This is a genomic window from Pseudoxanthomonas sp. CF385 (genome assembly GCF_900104255.1).
Taxonomy (GTDB): domain Bacteria; phylum Pseudomonadota; class Gammaproteobacteria; order Xanthomonadales; family Xanthomonadaceae; genus Pseudoxanthomonas_A.
This window is the reverse complement of the sequence record NZ_FNKZ01000001.1, coordinates 908,129-926,501: the sequence shown is the minus strand read 5'-3', so window position 1 is coordinate 926,501 and position 18,373 is coordinate 908,129. Positions and strand designations below refer to the sequence as shown.

Genomic DNA, 18,373 nt, shown 5'->3' with positions numbered 1-18,373 from the left:
TCAGCGGCCGTTTTCGCCCAGCGCGCGCGCGTCGACCACGAACGCGCGCGGCGCATAGCCGAAGTCGCGGCATGCCGGCGCCGCATCGAAGACCAGATCCTCGCGCATGCGGGCCACCGCGTCGTCGCTAAGCCCGCGCATCGCCCCCGCCGCCCGCGCGACGCCCAGCAGCGTGCGGAACAGCGGCATCGGCAGCTCCCACAGCCTTGCCGGTGGCGACAGCCCTGCCAGCGTGCGCGCCACCATGTCGCGATAGGCCAGCGTTTCGCCGCCGGGCAACGCGTACGCGCGGCCGTGCGAGGCCGTCGCGTCCACCACCGCCATCGCCGCGTGCGCCAGATCGTCGACGTGCACCGGTTGGCGTCGCCCCGTCGCGCCGCGTGGCAGGACGAAGAAACCCGTGCGCCGCGCCATCGCGGCGATGCGCGCCAGGGTCTGGTCCCGTCCTGCGCCATAGACCAGCGTGGGGCGCAGCAGGGTCGCGGCGGCACCGCGTGCGGATGCGGTCTCGAACACGGCATGCTCCGCCGCCTGCAGCCGCGCAACGATGTCGCGCTCGTGGGCGTCGCCGGAGGCCTGCTTGGTATCCAGGCTGGTGGAGCCGAACGCCACCACGCGCGACGTTCCGACGGATCCTTGCGTGTACCACCGCGAGAAGGCGTCCAGCGGTCCGGCGCTGAAGATGGCATCCACCGCAGCCGGCAAACCTTCGATGTTGCCGAATTCGCCCTTCAGCCAGGTCACCCCGACGGACGGCGCGCGCGGCGTGCGCGATACCGCCAACACCTGCCAGCCCCCGCCCGCCAGTCGCGCCAGCAAGGCCGCCCCGATCTGGCCGCTGGCACCGAACACCAACGCCGTGCGCGGCGCCACGTCAGGCATCCGGGCGAGCGCCTTCGTCGATCGCATCGATGGGTTCCGGCGGTTCGCCGCCCGGCATCGGTGGGCGCTCGGCCATGTGCAGCGACAGCGCGGCCTTCGCCATCAGGTGCGCGCTGATCGGCGCGGTGATGAAGAGGAAGGCCGTGATCAACAATTCGCGCGGCTGCGGGTCCGTGCCCGACAGCGCGTGGTAGCCGATCGATGCGATCAGCACGCAGCCCACGCCCAGCGTGCTGGCCTTGGTCGGCCCGTGCAGGCGCTTGAAGAACTCCGACAGCTTCACCAGGCTGAAGGAGCCCACGAGGATGAAGAAGCTGCCCACGGCCAGCAGCAGCACCAGCAGGATGGCGAAAACCCAGCTCATTCGACGATGTCCCGGCGCAGCACGTACTTGCTCAGCACCACCGTGCCGACGAAACCCAGCATCGCGATGATCAACGCCGCTTCGAAGTACACCGCCGTGCCCAGGTACATGCCGAACAGCATCAGCTGCGCGATGGCGGCGACGAAGAGCGTGTCGAGCGCGAGGATGCGGTCGGGCACGCTCGGCCCGCGCGCCAACCGGAACAACGCCAGCAGCATGGCGATGCCGACGACATGCATCGCACCCACCACGGCGTACATCACCAGGCTCTGCGGGGTCATGGGAAGATCTCCATCAGCGGCGCTTCGTAGCGCGTCTTGATCTGCCGGATCACCTCGTCGGCATCCTCCAGGTTGAGGACATGCACCAGCAGATGGCGGCGGTCGTCCGACAGCGCCGACGATACCGTGCCCGGCGTCAGCGTGATGATGCTGGTCAATGCCGCGATGCCGTGGATGTTCCCGATGTCCAGCGGCACCCAGATGAAACCGGGCGTGATCTTGCGCTCCGGGCCCAGCACCTGAAGGGCGACGGTGACATTGGCCTGCACGATGTCCAGCAGCAGCACGCCCAGCATGCGCGGCACGCTGCGCAAGCGGCCGATCCGCGCGAACTCACGGTCCAGCCTAGCAGCGAAGACCGGGATCACCAGGGCCAGTACCAGGGCCATCACCACCTGGCCTACGCTGATATCGTCGTTCATCAGCAGCCAGAAGCAGAACACCGTCGCGCTCAGCGGCAGCGACGGCAGCCAGCGCTTGCGCCAGATCGCGACCATGCTCAGGGCTCCCTCAGGGTGGGCAGCGCAGCACGCACCTGCCGCACATAGTCGCCAGGCGACTGCAGTTGCGCGGCGGTGGCCCGGGTGTAGTCGAGCAGCGGCGAGGCCGCCAGCACCAGCGCCACCCCATAGCCCAGCAGCAGCACGATGGCCGCGGTCTCGAGCGGTCGCGAAGGCGCGTGCGCCAGGTCGCCGGCAGGCGTGAACGCCGCACGTGTTTCCGCACTGGCATCCGGCCACGGTTCGGTGCGCCAGAACAGGCGCGTGCCGGCGCGCGCCAGACCCACCAGCATCAGGAAGCTGGTGCCGAGCACCAGCAGCCAGACCCAGAAGGTGCGCGGGCCCTCCGGCACGGCGCCGAGCAACAGCAGCTTGCCGATGAAGCCCGACAGCGGCGGCAGGCCCGCCAGCGACACCGCCGCGACCAGGAACAACAGGCCCGGCACGGTCTTGCGCGGCAGCGCGGCGATGACGTCCTTGCGGTCCCCCGCGCGGCCGCGGCGGCGGCGGATCACGTCTGCCAGCAGGAACAGCGCCGCGCCGGCGAAACTGCTGTGCACGAGGTAGTACAGCCCCGCGCTGACGGTGCCCGCGGTATGCAGCGAGAACGCGACGAACAGCGTCGCGGCCGAGCCCAGCACGAGATAGGCCGCCAATGCGCGCAGCCGGTTGGCCGCCAACACGCCGAGCGCGGCGAGCACCAGCGTGGCGGCACCGAGCGCCAGCAGCGCCGGCCACGCGAAGCCGTCCAGCGGCCCGGCCGCGCCGAAACTCAGCGTGCCCAGCCGCAATACCGCGTAGAGGCCCACCTTGGTCATGATGGCGAACAGGCCGGCGACCGCCGCCGGCGCGTGCGTGTAGGTTTCCGGCAACCAGAAATACATCGGCAACAGCGCAGCCTTCGCGCAGAAGACCACGAACAGCAGGCCGGCGGCGGCCTGCACCAGCGCCACGTCTCCGGCCGGCAGCTGCGACACCCGCGCCGACAGCTCCGCCATGTTCAGCGAACCCAGCAGGCCGTACAGCAGGCCCAGCGCGATCAGGAACAGCGTCGACGCCGCGATGTTGAACGTCACGTAGTGCAGGCCCGCGCGCAGGCGCTCGCCGCGGCCGCCACTGAGCATCAACCCGTACGACGAGATCAGCAGCACCTCGAAGAACACGAACAGGTTGAAGATGTCGCCGGTCAGGAACGCGCCGTTCAGGCCCATCAGCTGGAACTGGAAGAATGCGTGGAAGTGCGGCGCACGCCGGTCCCAGCCCGCGCAGGCGTGCAGCAGGCACGCCGCACCGAGCAGCAGGCCCACCAGCACCATCAGCGCGGACAGGCGGTCGACCATCAGCACGATGCCCAACCGCGCCGGCCAGTCGCCGAGCAGGTAGACCTGGACCTGGCCGGTGGCCGCCTGCGCGACCAGCATGCCGGACACGCCCAGCATCGCGGCCACCGACAACCAGGCCACGATCCGCTGCGGCACCATGCCGAAGCGGCGATGCTCGAAGAACAGCGCGATCGACGCGGCGAACAGCGGGATCAGGACCGGGAGGATGGGCAGGTGGCTCATGCGCCGCCCTCCGGGTCCTCGGCCTTCGCCAGTTCGCGTGCTTCCTCGTGGCGACGCTGTTCGGCCGCCAGGAACTCGCGCTCCGCCCTGCGGCCGTCGACGTGGTCGCTGTCGTTGTCGCCGCGGCTGCGGATCGCCAGCACCACGGTCACCGCCGTCATCGCGAAGGCGATCACGATGGCGGTCAGCACCAGCGCCTGCGGCAGCGGATCGGTGTAATGCACCAGGTCGGTCGGCACGCCGTCGCGCAGCACGGGCGGCTTGCCGGGCACGAGGCGGCCGCCGGAAAAGATCAGCAGGTTGGTCGCGTACGACAGCAGTGTCAGCCCGAGGATGACGTCGAAGCTGCGCGCGCGCAGCAGCAGGTACACGCCCGCCGCGGTCAGGATGCCGATCGCGCTCGCCATCGCCAGCTCCATTACGGTGCAGCCCTCATCAGCGCATGTCTCCGGTGCGGGTGGATCGGTCGCCGGGCTCCATCACGCCCAGGTGCGAGATGCGCGTGCGGGAGGGCTTGATCGTGCCGAGCATCGACAGGATCAGCATGGCGCCGCCGAACACCACCAGGTACACGCCGGTGTCGAAACCGATCGCACTGGCCAGCGGCACCGTGCCGATCAGCGGCAGGTCGAGATCGAGGTGCCCGCTGGTCAGGAACGGCACGCCGAAACCCATCGAGGCCACGCCGCTGATGCCCGCCACGATCAGGCCGACGCCGATGCACTTCACGTAGTCGAAGCCGAAGCGCGATTCGACCGATGCCGCGCCCTGGATGACGTACTGCACCAGCAGCGGCACGGCCAGCACCAGGCCGGCGATGAAGCCGCCGCCCGGTGCGTTGTGTCCGCGCAGGAACAGGAACACCGAGACCGTCAGCGTCAGCGGGAACATGATCTGTGCAAGGTCGGCGGGCACCGGCAGCTGGATCGGCGGACCGGACATCACCTTCTCCGGCGCCATCCGCGCGCGACGCAGCAGCGCGTGCACGATCAGCGCGGCGATGCCGAACACGGTGATCTCGCCGAAGGTATCGAAGCCTCGGAAGTCCACCAGGATCACGTTCACCACGTTACTGCCGTAGGCTTCCGGCAACGAGCGCGCCAGCATCTCGCCGCTGATCGTGTCCACAGGGCGCGTCATCACGGCGTAGGCCAGCAGGCCCACGCCCAGGCCCGCCGCGAGTGATACGACGATGTCACGCAGGCGACGCCGCGGCGTACGCTCGGGCGGCGAACGCGGCGGCAGGTAGTGCATGCCCAGCAACAGCAGCGCCAGGCTGACCATCTCGACCATCAACTGGGTCAGCGCGAGGTCCGGCGCGGAGAGGAACACGAAGGTGAGGCTGACCACCAGGCCGGCGCCGCCCAGCACGATGACGGCAAGCAGGCGCTGCCGGTACAGGCGGATCGTGTAGACCGCACATACGACCAGCACCAGCCATAGCAGCCAACCCAGCAGCGGCATCGGTTGCGGCGCGCGCCAGGCCAACGGCGGCGACACGCCGGTGATGAAGGGCGCTACGCCCGCCGCCAGCGCGGCCAGTACCAGGAACAGCAGGCTGCGCTGCAGGCTTCCGTTGGCGAGGCGCGAGGTGAAGCGTCCCGCCAGCGCGTACAGGGCTTCCATGTTCCAGCGGAACACGTTGCGCCCCAGCGAGCGCCGCACGATCGCGTGCAGGTCGAACAGGCGTCGCAGGCCGAAGTACAGCAGGACGCCACCGGCGATGCCGGCCAGGCTCATCAGCAGCGGCGTGTTGACGCCGTGCCAGACCGACAGGCTGTACTCCGGCAGCGACGGGCCGAGGATCGCACCCGCGCCCGCCTTCAACACCGGCGCCACGGTGAAGGCCGGGAACATGCCGACCGCCACGCACAGCACCACCAGCACTTCCACCGGAATCTTCATCCAGCGCGGCGGCTCGTGCGGGGTGGTGTCCAGCGCGCGCGGTCCGTGGCCGAAGAAGGTCTCGTAGACGAAGCGCAGGCTGTAGGCCACGCCGAAGACGCCGTACAGCAGCGCGGCCACCGCGATCGCATCGCGCATCTCGCGGTGCCCGCCGATGTCGATCGCTTCGGCGAAGAACATTTCCTTGGACAGGAAACCGTTGAGCAGCGGGATGCCCGCCATGGCCAGCGAGGCGACGATCGCCAGGGCGCTGGTCCAGGGCATGGAACGCCGCAGGTTGCCCAGCCTGCGCATGTCGCGCGTGCCGGTCTCGTGGTCGATGATGCCGGCCGCCATGAACAGCGACGCCTTGAACGTGGCGTGGTTGAGGATATGGAACACGCCGGCCACCACCGCCATGGGGGTGGAGATGCCGAACAGCAGCGTGATCAGGCCCAGGTGCGAGATGGTGGAGTACGCCAGCAGGCCCTTGAGGTCATGCTGGAAGATCGCGAGCCAGGCACCGACGAGCAGCGTCAGCGCGCCGACCGTGGTGACCACGTAGAAGAACAGGTCGGTGCCCGCGAGCGCCGGATGCAACCGCGCCAGCAGGAACACGCCCGCCTTCACCATCGTGGCCGAATGCAGATACGCCGACACCGGCGTGGGCGCGGCCATCGCATGCGGCAGCCAGAAATGCAGCGGGAACTGCGCGCTCTTGGTGAACACGCCGGCCAGCACCAGCGCGAGCGCCCACGGGTAAAGCGCGCTGCCGCGGATCAGGTCGCCCGAGGCGAGCACCACGTCCAGATCGTAGCTGCCGACGATGCGCCCGATCAGCAGCACGCCGCCGAGCAAGGCCAGTCCACCCGCGCCGGTGATCGCCAGCGCCATGCGCGCGCCTTCGCGCGCATCCTGGCGATGCGACCAGAAACCGATCAGCAGGAACGAACTGATGCTGGTCAGTTCCCAGAACACCACCAGCAACAGCAGATTGCCGGCCAATACCACGCCCAGCATCGAGCCCATGAAGAGCAGCAGGCTGGCGAAGAAGCGCGGCGCGCTGTCCTTCTCGCTGAGGTAGTAGCGCGCGTAGATCACCACCAGCGCGCCGATCGCCAGCACCAGGCCGGCGAACATCCAGGCCAGGCCATCCAGGCGCAGGGTGAAATCCAACCCGATCTGCGGCAGCCAGGCGTGTTCTGCGCGCAGGTTCCAACCCTGCAGCACGCTGGGTGTCATCCACGCCAGCAGCACAAGGCCCAGCAGCGGTGCGAGCCCCGCCAGCCATGCGGTCGCGCCGCGCGGAAGGCCGCGCGCCAGCGCCACCACCAGCGCGAGCACGAACGGCAGCGCCAGCAGGATTTCAAGAAAAGGGATCATCAACCGCCTTGCGTTGCAGGGAATGCGTCATTCACGAGCAATCCGCCCGAGTTTAACAAACCCGTCACGCCCTGCCTGACCCGCGGTTCAGGCGAGCAGTGCGATCTCCAGCACCAGCCAGCCGATGAAGGCCGCCAGCAGCAATCCGCCTTCCACGCGACTCACCCGCAGGTCGCCGCGCAGCATCGGGTACAGCACGATGACGAACGCGATGGCCGCGGGCAGTTCGAAGCGGACGAAGGATTCCGGCAGCGGCAGCGGGCGGAACGCCGCCATGCCGCCGACCACCACCAGCAGGTTGAACAGGCTGGAGCCGATCACGTGTCCCGCCACCATGTCGCCCTGCCCGCGGCGCGCGGCCATCGCCGCGGCAGCGATCTCGGGCAGCGCCGTGCCGATGGCCACCGGCAGCAGGCCGGTCAGCAGCGGCGACAGGCCCCAGTGCGCACCGATCACGGGCGCGCCCTGCACCATGTAGCGGGCGCCGTAGTACAGCAGCGCCACCGCCACAACGAAACGCAGCAGGTTCATCCACAGATCGGTGCGCGTGCTCGCGAAGGCTTCGATCTCGGCGCGCACCGCGGCGTCCTCGCGCGGTGCGCGGGCCAACAGGAACGCCAGCATCGCGACGAAGCCCAGCAACAGCGCCATGCCTTCGACGCGACTGACCACGCCATCGAGCCCGAACACGATCAGCGCCAGCGTGGCGACCGCGAGCAACACCAGCAGCGGCGACAGCAGGCGCATGCGGATCACCACGGGCGCGACCACCGCGGCCAGGCCCAGGGTCAGGCCGAGATTGACGATGTTGCTGCCCACGGCATTGCCGAGGGCGAGCTCCTGCGAACCCACCCACATCGCACGCGCGTTGACCGCGAGTTCCGGCAGCGAGGTGCCGAAGGCGATCAGCACCAGGCCGGCGACGAAGGGCGAGGCGCCGAAGCGCTGCGCCAGTCCCGAGGCGCCCTTGACGATGGAATCACCGCCCAGCGCCAGCAGCACCAGGCCCAGCGCGAAGTATCCCCAGGCTTCCATCATGGCCCCGCACTCCCCTCGTGGATTGCGGGGATTCTATGCCGCCCCGCTTCCTCAGGAACAGCCTTCGACGTATTCCACCTGCGGCGACAGGCCCACGCGCCAGGAGGTGACCTTGCCGGCCGCATCGGCTTCGAAGATCAGCTTGGTCGGCGCCACGTCGCCGGCGTCGATGGCCAGGTACTGGCCGCCCTGCACGTACTTGTGCGGCGTGGCCTTCAGCGCCCCGCCGTAGAGCTTCTGCAGCTCCTCCACGCTCATGCCGACCTTGCCGCCGCCCGGTGCGGTTTCCTTGTCGATGCCCACGTCGTAGCGGACGAACTTGCCTTCTTCCATCATGAAGGCGAACTCGGCCGGACGGCTGATCCACTTCGGCCAGAGGTAGTGGCAGCTGGTGCCTTCCATCGGTGCGCCGTTCAATTCGCCGCCCCAGGCCGCGCGGGCTTCTTCCACGGTGCTGCCCAGCTTCATGTCGCCGTAGCCGAGGAAGCTCGCCTGGCTGACCGGGCCGGCGGGCGCCGCCGTGTCGTCGACGGCCGGCACCGGTGCGGGCGTCTCGGCCACCGGCGTGCTCGCTGCCGTGGTCAACGGCTCCGCATCGGCCGGGGCCGGCGCCTCCTCGCGCTGGCAGGCGGACAACAGGGCAGCGACCATCACGATCGGCAGCATCGACTTCATCGGCTCTCTCCTATGCACAAACCTGAAGACTAACGTTTACGCGTTAAGTCACCGCGAACGCCCGTCTGTCATCCGCACTTCATCGCTGGGCACTAGGCTGCGCGCGGCCCCTTCCGGCTCACGCATGCGCCCGTCCAAGACCGATCTCGCCCGCACCACGCTCCAGGCCCACGGCGGCACGCTGGGCATGCGCGAGCGTCGGGCGCTGATCCTCTGCGATGGCCAGCGCGGCCTCGAGGACCTGGTGCAGTTGCTGGGCCAGGACGCGCCGCTGCTGATCCAGCGCCTGGTGCGCGACGGATACCTGACCGGCTCGTCCTCGACGTCGGCGACCGTCGTCGCGACCGGCTCCGCGACAGCGGTCGCCATGCCGGCCACCCCTGCGGGACCCCGTCGTTCCCGGGTGGCCGCCCGCGTCTATCTGTCGGGCATGCTCGAACTGCATCGCGACGCGGAGGCGCGCCGACATCGTGATCGACTGCAGTCGCGCCTCGACGACGACGCGATGCTCGATGCACTCGCGGCCGCGCTGCGGTTCCTGGAAAGCCGGGTCGCCGCGACCCTGGCCCAGCGGATCCGCGAGCGCCTGCTGGAAGCGCTGCCGCTTGACGACATGCCGCCGTTCCACGCGCGACTGGGAACGCAGGACGACGCGCTCGCCCTGCCGTAGCGCCGCTCAGCCCTGCGGCGGCGCGAAGTGCTTGCGCAGACCGGCCCAACAGGCCTGGTAATCGCGCTGCCGGTGCAGGGCTTCGACCGCCTGGCGGGTGGGACGGATCACCGCCCGCGTCTCGAACATGAAGGCCATCGTGCCGGCGATGACGTCCGGCTTGGAGAGGTCCGCCTGCGACGCCTTCTCGAACGTCGCCGCGTCAGGCCCATGCCCGGTCATGCAGTTGTGCAGCGAGGCGCCACCCGGCGCGAAGCCTTCCGCCTTGGCGTCGTACACGCCGTGGATCAGGCCCATGAACTCGCTGGCGATGTTGCGGTGGAACCACGGCGGACGGAACGTGTCCTGCGCCACCAGCCAACGCGGCGGGAAGATCACGAAGTCCATGTTGCCCACGCCCGGCGTATCGCTGGGCGAAGTGAGCACCAGGAAGATCGACGGGTCCGGATGGTCGAAGCTGATCGAGCCGATCGTGTTGAAGCGGCGCAGGTCGTAGCGATACGGCGCGTAGTTGCCGTGCCAGCCCACCACGTCCAGCGGCGAGTGGCCAATGTCCGCTCGCCACAGGTGGCCCTGGAACTTGGCGATCAGTTCGAACCCACCTTCCACGTCTTCGTAAGCGGCGACCGGTGTTTCGAAATCGCGCGGATTGGCCAGCCCGTTCGAGCCGATCGGCCCGAGGTCCGGCAGGCGAAGCGGCGCACCGAAATTCTCGCAGACATAACCGCGCGCTTCGCCGTCGGGCAGTTCGACCAGGAAGCGCACGCCGCGCGGAATCACCGCGATCTGCTGCGGTTCGAGGTCGATCACGCCGAACTCGGTGGCCAGGCGCAGGCGTCCCTGCTGCGGGACGATCAGCAGCTCGCCGTCGGCGTCGTAGAGGTAGCGGCCCTGCATCGAGCGGTTCGCCGCATACAGGTGGATGCCCACGCCGTGCTGCGCCTCGGGCGTGCCGTTGCCGGCCATCGTGTACAGGCCATCGACGAAATCGGTCGGCGTCCCCGGCATCGGCAGCGGCGACCAGCGCATCTGGTCCGGCGACACCGGACCGGCGCTGAAGTCGCTGTGCAGGCGATGCTGCGCGTAAGGCGCGAAGGTGCCATGCATCGCCGCCGGGCGGATGCGGTACAGCCAGCTGCGGCGGTTCTCCGCCCGCGGCGCGGTGAACGCCGTGCCGCTGAGCTGCTCCGCGTACAACCCGTGGGCGACCCGCTGCGGCGAGTTGCGGCCTTCCGGCAGCGTGCCGGCGACCGCCTCGCTGGCGAAGTGGTTGCCGAAGCCGGTCAGGTAGGCGGATGCGCTCATGCGGCGGAGGCCTGTGGGTGGAAACGGATTACAGCACGCCGCGGCGCATCTGGTCGCGTTCGATGCTTTCGAACAGCGCCTGGAAGTTGCCTTCGCCGAAGCCTTCGTTGCCCTTGCGCTGGATGATCTCGAAGAAGATCGGGCCCAGTGCGTTCTGGGTGAAGATCTGCAGCAGCTTGCGCTGCTTGGTTTCCGGATCGGCGTCGATCAGGATCTTGTTGCGCGTCAGGCGCGCGACGTCCTCGCCATGGTCCGGGATGCGCTGGTCGATCACGTCGAAGTAGGTGTCAGGCGTGTCGAGGAACTCCACGCCGGCCGCACGCATCTGCTCCACCGTGGTGTAGATGTCGTCGGTGAAGCAGGCGATGTGCTGGATGCCCTCGCCCTTGTAGGCATCGAGGTATTCGTTGATCTGGCTCTTCGGGTCGCTGGACTCGTTGAGCGGGATGCGCACCATGCCGTCCGGCGCGGTCATCGCCTTGGACAGCAGGCCGGTCTTGGCGCCCTTGATGTCGAAGTAGCGGATCTCGCGGAAGTTGAACAGCCGCTCGTAGTAGTCCGCCCACTTGGCCATGTTGCCGTGGTAGAGGTTGTGGGTCAGGTGATCGATGAAGGTCAGTCCGAAGCCCTTCGGCATCAGCTCCACGCCCGGCAGGTACTCGTAGTCCGGGTCGTGGATGGTGCCTTCGGTGTCGTAGCGATCGACGATGTAGAGCATGCAGTCGCCGATGCCCTTGATCACCGGCGCGGCGACGGCCTTGGTCAGCTCGTCCGCGGCATCGAACGATTTGGCGCCGTTCTTCAGCGCCTGCATGCGCGCCCATTCGGCCAGCTTGTTGACGCGGATCGCGAAGCCGCACGCGCTGGGGCCGTGCTGGGCGGCGAAGCGCGCGGCGAAGGAGTCCGGATCTTCGTTGATCAGGAAGGTGCAGTCGCCCTGGCGGTAGGTGCTGATCGGGCGCGTCTTGTGGCGCGCGACCTGGACGAAGCCCAGCTTGCGGAAGTAGTCGTGCAGATGGTGGGCCTGTCCGGCGGGCGCGGCGAACTCCACGAACTCGAACCCGTCGATGCCCATCGGGTTGTCGAACGTGGTCGGCTTCATGCCGGTATTGGGTTGTGCGTGCATGGGGCACCTCGCTAGGCTTGCCGGAATACGCTCCAATATAGTTTCAGCTGAAACCACCCACAAGTAGCAGCGCAGCATGAGCCAGCCAGCCAGCCCCGCCATCCACGCCGATTTCGACCTCGACCGCCTGTTTTCCTACCGGTTGAGTGTGCTCTCCAACCGCATCAGCGGGGCGATTTCCCGCGAATACCACCGCCGTTTCGGCCTGGCCATCACCGAATGGCGGGTCATGGCCGTGCTCGGACGCTTCCCGGGCCTGTCGGCCGGCGAGGTCGCCAACCGGACCGCGATGGACAAGGTCGCGGTCAGCCGGGCGGTGGCCCGCCTGCTGGAGCGGGCCCTGATCCAGCGCGAGATCCACGGCGACGACCGCCGCCGCTCGGTGCTGGCACTGACCGACGAGGGGTTCCGGGTCTACGACGAGGTCGCGCCGATGGTCATCGAATACCACCAGCGCATGCTGGAGCCGCTGACCGCCGAGGAACGCGCAATGCTGGATCAGCTGATCGACAAGCTGGCCGGCGAAGGCGTCAGGCGCATCGAGGGCTGAGGCCCTTCTTCCGTGAAAAAAAACGGCGGCCAATGGCCGCCGTTTTTCGTTGGCATCCGGCGAATGCCGGGACGCCAGATGGTCACTTCACGCCGTGCATCAGTTTCTGGATCAGCGGCGCGATGACGAACAGCAGCACGCCCGGGATCACCAGCGCCCAGAACCCGAAGGTGTAGCCGTCCAACGCCGACGCCACGTTCATGCCGCGCTCGCCGCTGACGTGCGCCGCAAAGATGCCCGACAGGTTGTTGCCGATGCCGGTGGACAGGAACCAGCCGCCCATGCCGAAGCCGACCAGGCGAAGCGGGGCCAGCTTGGTCACCATCGACAGGCCGATCGGCGACAGGCACAGCTCACCGACGGACTGGATGACGTACACCATGAACAGCGTCCAGAACGGGATCTTCAGCGTCTGCGGGTCCACCAGACTGGACAGGGCGAACATCAGCAGCAGGAAGGCCAGGCCGTTGAAGATCAGGCCCAGGCCGAACTTGCGCGGGATCGACGGATTGGCCTTGCCCATCTTCACCCACAGCCACGCCAGCACCGGCGCCAGCGTGATGATGGCCACCGAGTTGACCGACTGGAACCAGCCGACGGGGAACGTCCAGTCGCCGAAGGTGCGGTTGACGATGTTCTGGGCCAGGAAGTTGAACGAACTGCCGGCCTGCTCGAAGAAGCACCAGAAGATGATGTTGAACGTGAAGATGATCAGCATCGCGATGACCATGTCGCGCTGCTTGGGCCCGTTGCGGATGCCCTCCACCAGCAGCAGCACGCCCAGGGCGATGAACAGGAGGGTCAGCGGCACCTGCAGGACCTTGCTGTCCAGCGCCAGCAGGAAATAGAAGGCCGGGATGGCGGCCAGTGCGCCGATGGCGGTGGCGATCACGCGACCGCCACCCGAACCTTCCGGCGGCGTGCCCACGCCCTTCAGCTGCGCGCGGCCGAACCAGAACCACACCAGGCTGATCAGCATGCCGATGCCGGAGGTGATGAAGACCACCTTGTAGGCCGGCATCACTTCGCTGCCGAACACCTTGTCGGCCAGCCAGCCGGTCAGGATCGGCGAGATCATCGCGCCCAGGTTGATGCCCATGTAGAACAGGGTGAAACCGGAGTCACGGCGCTCGTCGCCGGTGGTGTACAGCTTGCCCACCATCGTGGAGATGTTCGGCTTGAACAGGCCGTTGCCCACGATGATCGTGGCGAGGCCGAGCTTGAAGATGTTCTCGCTCGGCACCGCGATCATGAAGAGGCCTGCCGCCATGATGATGGCGCCGAGCAGGATCGAGCGCTGGTAACCGATCACCCGGTCGGCCACGTAGCCACCGAAGATGGCCGCGGCGTAGACCAGCGCCAGGTAGGCGCCGTAGACCTGGTTGGCGGGCGCTTCGCCGGTGCCGCTGCCCTGGTAGAACTGGGCCACGATGTAGAGCACCAGCGCCCAGCGGATGCCGTAGAACGCGAAGCGTTCCCAGAACTCGGTCATGAAGAGCATCCACAACGGACGCGGATGGCCCATGACCTGGGCGTAGTCGGGAACGTGCCCCGGTTGCGTATTGACGGCTCCGCTCATGCGGGCTCCCCCTAGAAAAAGTGGTTCAGGATTTCGGTTTCCCCTGCAACGAGCGCGGGGGACGGGCGAGGATCACCGACCCGGCCGGCGCACGTCAAATCGCTGAAACACCGGTGGTGTAACGGCTGTTTGCCCTGTTCAGCGAGTCAATCCGCTGATTTTCAAGGGATTTCGACGGGAATTCGTGCGGCCCGCCGTCAGCGACCGGGCCCGATCGAGGTGCGTACGTCGAACAGCTCCGGGAAGAACGTCAGCTCCAGGGCCTGGCGCAGGAAGCCCACGCCGCTCGAGCCGCCGGTACCGCGCTTGAAGCCGATGATGCGCATCACCGTGCGCATGTGGCGGAAGCGCCACAGCTGGAACTGGCTCTCCAGGTCCACCAGGTCCTCGCACAGCGAGTACTCGCGCCAGTAGCGGTCGGTGTCCTCGTAGATGGCCTCGAACACCGGCAGCAACGCGGCATCGGCGGAATGCGACTGGCGCCAGTCCCGTTGCAGGTGCTGCGCGGGGATCGCATGGTGCCAGCGCGCGAGGTACATCAGGAACTCGTCGTACAGGCTGGGCGCGTCGAGCACCGCTTCCAGCCCGGCATGGCCCTCGGGGTCGTGGGCGAACACCTTCAGCATCGCCGCGTTCTTGTTGCCCAGCAGGAATTCGATGGTGCGGTACTGCAGCGACTGGAAGCCCGACGACGGGCCCAGCAGGTCGCGGAAGCCCATGTACTCGGACGGCGTCAGCGTCTCCAGCACCGACCACTGCTCGGTCAGCTGGCGCAGCACCTGCTTGGCACGCGCCATCACCTTGCGGGCCTGCCAGACCTGGTCGCGCTGGAGGAAGCCGATCGCGGCGCGCAGCTCGTGGATCATCAGCTTCATCCACAGCTCCGAGACTTGGTGCTGGACGATGAAGAGCATCTCGTCGTGGTGCGGCGGATCCGATACCGGATGCTGCGCGGACAGCAGGCGGTCCAGCTGCAGGTAGCCGCCGTAGCTCATCCGCCCGGAGAGGTCGGTGTGGATGCCCGCTTCCAGCGGGCGCTCGTTCTTTTCTACGGCCATCCGTCGATCAACCGGGAGCCGCCCGGGGGGCGGCGGGGGCGCCAGCGTAACCGATGAGGGCGGGCGACCCGGGCAAGGTGATGGAAAACCGGCACTTATGTCATGCCCATGCAATGCGTGTACCACAGGCTTCCGCTACATTGCGTCGGCCGGGGGCGGCATCGCTCCCGTGGGGGTCGGCGTCCAATCCACTGAGGGAGAACCCGTTCCATGGAAATGCCACGGGGCCGCCTTGCGGCCGTGTTCGCGTCTTGCGCCTTGCTGTTCGCCGCGTCGTCGGCACAGGCACAGGTGGTCATCAGCCAGGTGTACGGCGGCGGCGGCAACAGCGGCGCCACGCTGAAGAACGACTTCATCGAGTTGCGCAACAACGGGCCGACCGCGATCGACCTGACCGGCTGGAGCGTCCAGTACACCTCCTCCGCCGGCACCACCTGGAGCGGGCGCACCAACCTCACCGGCACCATCCCGGCCGGCGGCTTCTACCTGGTCCAGCAGGCGCAGGGCGCCGGCGGCACGGTGGACCTGCCCACGCCCGACGCGACCGGCACCATCGCCATGAGCGGCACCGCCGGCAAGGTCGCGTTGAGCCGCAGCACCACGGCCCTGACGGGCGCCTGCCCGACCACCGATGCGAACGTGGTCGACTTCGTCGGCTTCGGCAGCGCGGCCAACTGCTTCGAAGGCAGCGCGCCCACCGGCACGCTGAGCAACACCACCGCGGCGCTGCGTGGCGGCGACGGCAGCATCGACACCAACAACAACGGCGCCGACTTCGCCGTCGGCGCGCCGAATCCGCGCAACAGCGGCGCCGAGCCGCCGGAACCGCCGGACCCGCCGCTGGCCCTGACCATCGCCCAGATCCAGGGCAACGCGCTGCTGTCGCCGCACAACGGCAAGCGCGTGGTGACCGAAGGCATCGTCACCGCGATCAAGTTCAACAACGGCTTCTTCCTGCAGGCCGCCAACGACGATGGCGACCCGGCCACGTCGGATGCCGTCTTCGTGTTCACCAGCAGCGCGCCGCCCGCGACCGCCGCCGTCGGCACCCGCGTGCGCGTGACCGGCACGGTGGAGGAATACACCCCGTCGGCCAACCCGCACCAGCTGGCGATCACCGAGATCGTCACCCCGACGGTCGAAGTGCTCGAGACCGGCGTGGCCCTGCCCGCCGCGATCGAACTGACTGCCGCCGAACTCGGCCCCGACGCGCTGCCCGGCACGCTGGAACGCCTGGAAGGCATGCGCGTCAGCGTGGCGCAGTCCGTGGTGATCGCACCGTCCGGCGGCAGCCTGGACGAGAACGACGCCCTGTCCTTCAGCGACGGCGTGTTCCATGTCGCCCTGCCCGGCGTGGCGCGTCCGTTCCGTGAGCCCGGCATCGCCGTGATGGATGCCATCACCCTGCCGGCCGGCAAGAACCCACCGCGCTTCGACACCAACCAGGAACGCCTGATGGTGCGCAGCCGTGGCCAGGTCGGCGCGCTGCCGCTGTCGACGGACACCGGCGCGGCCGTCGCCGGCCTGCTGGGCGTGCTCGACTACTTCGCCGGTACCTGGGCGCTGCTGCCCGACGTGGCCACGCCGCCGACGATCACCGGCGGCATGGCGCCGGAAGCCGTCAACGACGCCGCCTACGATGAAGTCACCGTCGGCAGCTTCAACCTGCTGCGCCTGTTCGACGAGGTCAACGACAGCAACGGCGCGGTGACGCTGACGGCGGAAGCGCTGGACAAGCGCCTGGCCAAGGCGGCGCTGGCGATCTGCGACTACCTGAAGACCCCGGACATCCTGGGCGCGGTGGAAGTGGAGAACCTGCGCGTGCTGCAGCTGCTGTCCGAGCGCATCGACGCGACCTGCGCCGCGCGCCCGGGCTACGTGCCGTACCTGCAGCCGGGCAACGACGTGGGCGGCATCAACGTCGGCTTCCTGGTCAGCTCGCGCCTGACGGCGAGCGGCATCGCCCGCGTCGAGGTGCTGGACGTGGCGCAGTTCGGCAAGGAGACCACCATCCCGAACCCGAACGGCACCACCAGCCTGCTCAACGACCGCCCGCCGCTGCGCCTGCGCGCCCGCGTGCACCAGGACGCCGCGTCGAGCTATCCGCTGACGGTCATCGTCAACCACCTGCGTTCGCTCAACGACATCAACGACACCCTGCCCGGCAGCAGCGGCTGGGCCACCGGCGGCGAGCGCGTGCGGGTGAAGCGCGGCGCCCAGGCGGTCTACCTCGCCGGCCTGGTGGAGGAGATGCAGCAGGCGAACCCGGACGAGAAGATCGTGCTGGTCGGCGACTTCAACGCGTTCGAGTTCAACGACGGCTACGTCGACGTGATGGGCATCATCAAGGGCGAAGCCGCGGCCGAAGACCAGGTGCTGACCTGGATGGCCAGCCCGGTCTCCACGCCGCTGGTCGACGGCTCGCAGCTGATCGCCGATCCGGCGCACCGCTACTCGTACTCGTTCGAGGGCAATGCGCAGACGCTGGACCACGTGCTGTTCAACGAAGCCCTGGTGATGGCCGCCGGCCTGCGCGTGGACCATGCGCGCATCAACGCGGACTTCGGCGTGGACAACTTCGGCGACGCCACCGTCGCGCTGCGCTCGTCCGACCACGATCCGGTACGCCTGAGCATCCGCGTGCCGTCGTTCGCCCGCGCCGACCTGTCGGCGACGGTGTCGGCCGACCGCGCCACCGCCAACGTCGGCGAGACCGTGCGCTACACCGCGACCGTCCGCAACGCCGGACCGGGTGCGGCATCGCCGGCGGCGTTCGCCTTCGTGTTCTCGGCCGAGCTGTCGCCGTCGCTGGCCACGCTGCCGGCCGGCTGGAACTGTGCGGCACCGGAAGTCACCGCGGGCACCACCCGCGTGGCCTGCACCGTGCCCTCGCTGGCGGTGGGAAGCGAAGCGACCTTCGCGCTCGATGCGGTCGTCCCGGCCAGCGCGGCGGGCGCCACGCTCGGCCTGGGCGTGTCGGCCCATTCGACCGTGCTCGACCCGGCCAACGGCGACAACACCGCCGCCGTCTCGGTGGCCGTCGCCGCCCTGCCGACCCGCAAGGCCGACCTGTCGGTGAAGCTGGCCGGTGGCGCGCTGCCGCTGCTGCGCAACACCATCGCCACCCTGCTGGTGCCGGTGCGCAACGCCGGTCCGGACACCGCCGAGCAGGTCAAGGTGGTGCTGTCGAGCAACGTCGACGCCCGCTACGCCGCGGTCGCCGCTCCGAGCGGCTGGTCGTGCACCCGCGTGCAGGACACCGCCGACGGCTCGAAGGCCGAATGCACCCGCCGCGGCGCCATGCCGAAGAGCGTGCAGACGCTGGCCTTCGCGATGGTCGTGCCCGGCAAGCCCAAGCGCGGCACCTCGTTCGAGTTCGAGGCGACGGTCAGCAGCGACACGCCGGACCCGGACACCGCCAACAACCACGATCGCCTGGTTCAGCGCATCCGCTGAACTTTCCCGCCATCGTGGGGTCGACAGGGGCGCGGGCAACCGCGCCCCTTGTCGTTT

At 68.6% G+C, this 18,373-nt stretch carries 16 protein-coding genes; 3 read left to right on the top strand and 13 right to left on the bottom strand.

The annotated features are described in order from the left end of the window. The 9 genes from BLT45_RS03990 to BLT45_RS03950 form a co-directional block, all read right to left on the bottom strand. Nucleotides 1–909 carry an NAD-dependent epimerase/dehydratase family protein gene (locus BLT45_RS03990; protein WP_093295469.1) on the bottom strand — a complete coding sequence of 303 codons (909 nt, stop codon included), beginning with the start codon at nucleotides 907–909 and terminating at the stop codon, nucleotides 1–3. Next, nucleotides 875–1,246 carry a Na+/H+ antiporter subunit G gene (locus BLT45_RS03985; RefSeq protein WP_093295466.1) on the bottom strand — a complete coding sequence of 124 codons (372 nt, stop codon included), beginning with the start codon at nucleotides 1,244–1,246 and terminating at the stop codon, nucleotides 875–877. The genes BLT45_RS03990 and BLT45_RS03985 overlap by 35 nt, the downstream gene beginning before the upstream one ends. Then, the gene (locus tag BLT45_RS03980; RefSeq protein ID WP_093295463.1) at nucleotides 1,243–1,527 is read right to left on the bottom strand and encodes a K+/H+ antiporter subunit F; all 285 of its coding nucleotides are present in this window, start codon (nucleotides 1,525–1,527) and stop codon (nucleotides 1,243–1,245) included. Before BLT45_RS03980 ends, BLT45_RS03985 begins: the two co-directional genes overlap by 4 nt. Then, on the bottom strand, nucleotides 1,524–2,024 hold the full coding sequence (locus BLT45_RS03975) for a Na+/H+ antiporter subunit E (protein ID WP_093295460.1): 501 nt from the start codon (nucleotides 2,022–2,024) through the stop codon (nucleotides 1,524–1,526). Before BLT45_RS03975 ends, BLT45_RS03980 begins: the two co-directional genes overlap by 4 nt. Before the next feature lie 2 nt (nucleotides 2,025–2,026). After that, nucleotides 2,027–3,592 carry a monovalent cation/H+ antiporter subunit D gene (locus tag BLT45_RS03970; RefSeq protein ID WP_093295457.1) on the bottom strand — a complete coding sequence of 522 codons (1,566 nt, stop codon included), beginning with the start codon at nucleotides 3,590–3,592 and terminating at the stop codon, nucleotides 2,027–2,029. Then, nucleotides 3,589–4,011, bottom strand: a complete 423-nt coding sequence (locus BLT45_RS03965) for a Na+/H+ antiporter subunit C (RefSeq protein ID WP_093295454.1) — start codon at nucleotides 4,009–4,011, stop codon at nucleotides 3,589–3,591. The genes BLT45_RS03970 and BLT45_RS03965 overlap by 4 nt, the downstream gene beginning before the upstream one ends. A 16-nt stretch (nucleotides 4,012–4,027) precedes the next feature. After that, entirely contained in the window at nucleotides 4,028–6,859 is a 2,832-nt protein-coding gene (locus tag BLT45_RS03960) for a monovalent cation/H+ antiporter subunit A (protein WP_093295451.1), read from the bottom strand. Between the two features lie 87 nt (nucleotides 6,860–6,946). Further along, a complete protein-coding gene (locus BLT45_RS03955; protein ID WP_093295448.1) occupies nucleotides 6,947–7,897 on the bottom strand; it encodes a calcium/sodium antiporter in 951 nt (316 codons plus the stop codon). A gap of 51 nt (nucleotides 7,898–7,948) precedes the next feature. Beyond that, nucleotides 7,949–8,572 (bottom strand): lectin, encoded by a 624-nt coding sequence (locus BLT45_RS03950; protein WP_139187912.1) that lies wholly within the window; start codon nucleotides 8,570–8,572, stop codon nucleotides 7,949–7,951. Between the two features lie 124 nt (nucleotides 8,573–8,696). Here BLT45_RS03950 and BLT45_RS03945 point away from each other — a divergent pair, with 124 nt between their 5' ends. After that, nucleotides 8,697–9,242 (top strand): hypothetical protein, encoded by a 546-nt coding sequence (locus BLT45_RS03945; protein WP_093295445.1) that lies wholly within the window; start codon nucleotides 8,697–8,699, stop codon nucleotides 9,240–9,242. Nucleotides 9,243–9,248: 6 nt separating this feature from the next. Here the strand turns inward: BLT45_RS03945 and hmgA are convergent, their stop codons facing one another. Beyond that, nucleotides 9,249–10,547 carry a homogentisate 1,2-dioxygenase gene (hmgA, locus tag BLT45_RS03940; RefSeq protein ID WP_093295442.1) on the bottom strand — a complete coding sequence of 433 codons (1,299 nt, stop codon included), beginning with the start codon at nucleotides 10,545–10,547 and terminating at the stop codon, nucleotides 9,249–9,251. 28 nt (nucleotides 10,548–10,575) lie between these two features. Next, the gene (gene hppD / locus BLT45_RS03935; protein ID WP_093295440.1) at nucleotides 10,576–11,673 is read right to left on the bottom strand and encodes a 4-hydroxyphenylpyruvate dioxygenase; all 1,098 of its coding nucleotides are present in this window, start codon (nucleotides 11,671–11,673) and stop codon (nucleotides 10,576–10,578) included. Nucleotides 11,674–11,749: 76 nt separating this feature from the next. Between hppD and BLT45_RS03930 the strand changes: the two genes are divergently transcribed. After that, nucleotides 11,750–12,223 (top strand): MarR family winged helix-turn-helix transcriptional regulator, encoded by a 474-nt coding sequence (locus tag BLT45_RS03930; RefSeq protein WP_093295438.1) that lies wholly within the window; start codon nucleotides 11,750–11,752, stop codon nucleotides 12,221–12,223. 82 nt (nucleotides 12,224–12,305) lie between these two features. Here BLT45_RS03930 and BLT45_RS03925 read toward each other — a convergent pair whose 3' ends face one another. Together BLT45_RS03925 and BLT45_RS03920 are read right to left on the bottom strand one after the other, a co-directional pair. Then, complete coding sequence (locus BLT45_RS03925; RefSeq protein WP_093295435.1) at nucleotides 12,306–13,802, bottom strand: peptide MFS transporter; 1,497 nt, start codon at nucleotides 13,800–13,802, stop codon at nucleotides 12,306–12,308. A gap of 197 nt (nucleotides 13,803–13,999) precedes the next feature. After that, nucleotides 14,000–14,860 carry a tryptophan 2,3-dioxygenase gene (locus tag BLT45_RS03920; protein WP_093295432.1) on the bottom strand — a complete coding sequence of 287 codons (861 nt, stop codon included), beginning with the start codon at nucleotides 14,858–14,860 and terminating at the stop codon, nucleotides 14,000–14,002. Nucleotides 14,861–15,070: 210 nt separating this feature from the next. Between BLT45_RS03920 and BLT45_RS03915 the strand changes: the two genes are divergently transcribed. Next, the gene (locus BLT45_RS03915) at nucleotides 15,071–18,316 is read left to right on the top strand and encodes a lamin tail domain-containing protein (protein ID WP_093295429.1); all 3,246 of its coding nucleotides are present in this window, start codon (nucleotides 15,071–15,073) and stop codon (nucleotides 18,314–18,316) included. The last annotated feature ends 57 nt before the right edge of the window (nucleotides 18,317–18,373 follow it).

Coding starts and splice junctions, on each gene's coding strand:
- BLT45_RS03990 (WP_093295469.1), bottom strand. CDS start 909: ATGCGATCGACGAAGGCGCTCGCCCGGATGCCTGACGTGGCGCCGCGC.
- BLT45_RS03985 (WP_093295466.1), bottom strand. CDS start 1,246: ATGAGCTGGGTTTTCGCCATCCTGCTGGTGCTGCTGCTGGCCGTGGGC.
- BLT45_RS03980 (WP_093295463.1), bottom strand. CDS start 1,527: ATGACCCCGCAGAGCCTGGTGATGTACGCCGTGGTGGGTGCGATGCAT.
- BLT45_RS03975 (WP_093295460.1), bottom strand. CDS start 2,024: ATGGTCGCGATCTGGCGCAAGCGCTGGCTGCCGTCGCTGCCGCTGAGC.
- BLT45_RS03970 (WP_093295457.1), bottom strand. CDS start 3,592: ATGAGCCACCTGCCCATCCTCCCGGTCCTGATCCCGCTGTTCGCCGCG.
- BLT45_RS03965 (WP_093295454.1), bottom strand. CDS start 4,011: ATGGAGCTGGCGATGGCGAGCGCGATCGGCATCCTGACCGCGGCGGGC.
- BLT45_RS03960 (WP_093295451.1), bottom strand. CDS start 6,859: ATGATCCCTTTTCTTGAAATCCTGCTGGCGCTGCCGTTCGTGCTCGCG.
- BLT45_RS03955 (WP_093295448.1), bottom strand. CDS start 7,897: ATGATGGAAGCCTGGGGATACTTCGCGCTGGGCCTGGTGCTGCTGGCG.
- BLT45_RS03950 (WP_139187912.1), bottom strand. CDS start 8,572: ATGAAGTCGATGCTGCCGATCGTGATGGTCGCTGCCCTGTTGTCCGCC.
- BLT45_RS03945 (WP_093295445.1), top strand. CDS start 8,697: ATGCGCCCGTCCAAGACCGATCTCGCCCGCACCACGCTCCAGGCCCAC.
- hmgA (WP_093295442.1), bottom strand. CDS start 10,547: ATGAGCGCATCCGCCTACCTGACCGGCTTCGGCAACCACTTCGCCAGC.
- hppD (WP_093295440.1), bottom strand. CDS start 11,673: ATGCACGCACAACCCAATACCGGCATGAAGCCGACCACGTTCGACAAC.
- BLT45_RS03930 (WP_093295438.1), top strand. CDS start 11,750: ATGAGCCAGCCAGCCAGCCCCGCCATCCACGCCGATTTCGACCTCGAC.
- BLT45_RS03925 (WP_093295435.1), bottom strand. CDS start 13,802: ATGAGCGGAGCCGTCAATACGCAACCGGGGCACGTTCCCGACTACGCC.
- BLT45_RS03920 (WP_093295432.1), bottom strand. CDS start 14,860: ATGGCCGTAGAAAAGAACGAGCGCCCGCTGGAAGCGGGCATCCACACC.
- BLT45_RS03915 (WP_093295429.1), top strand. CDS start 15,071: ATGGAAATGCCACGGGGCCGCCTTGCGGCCGTGTTCGCGTCTTGCGCC.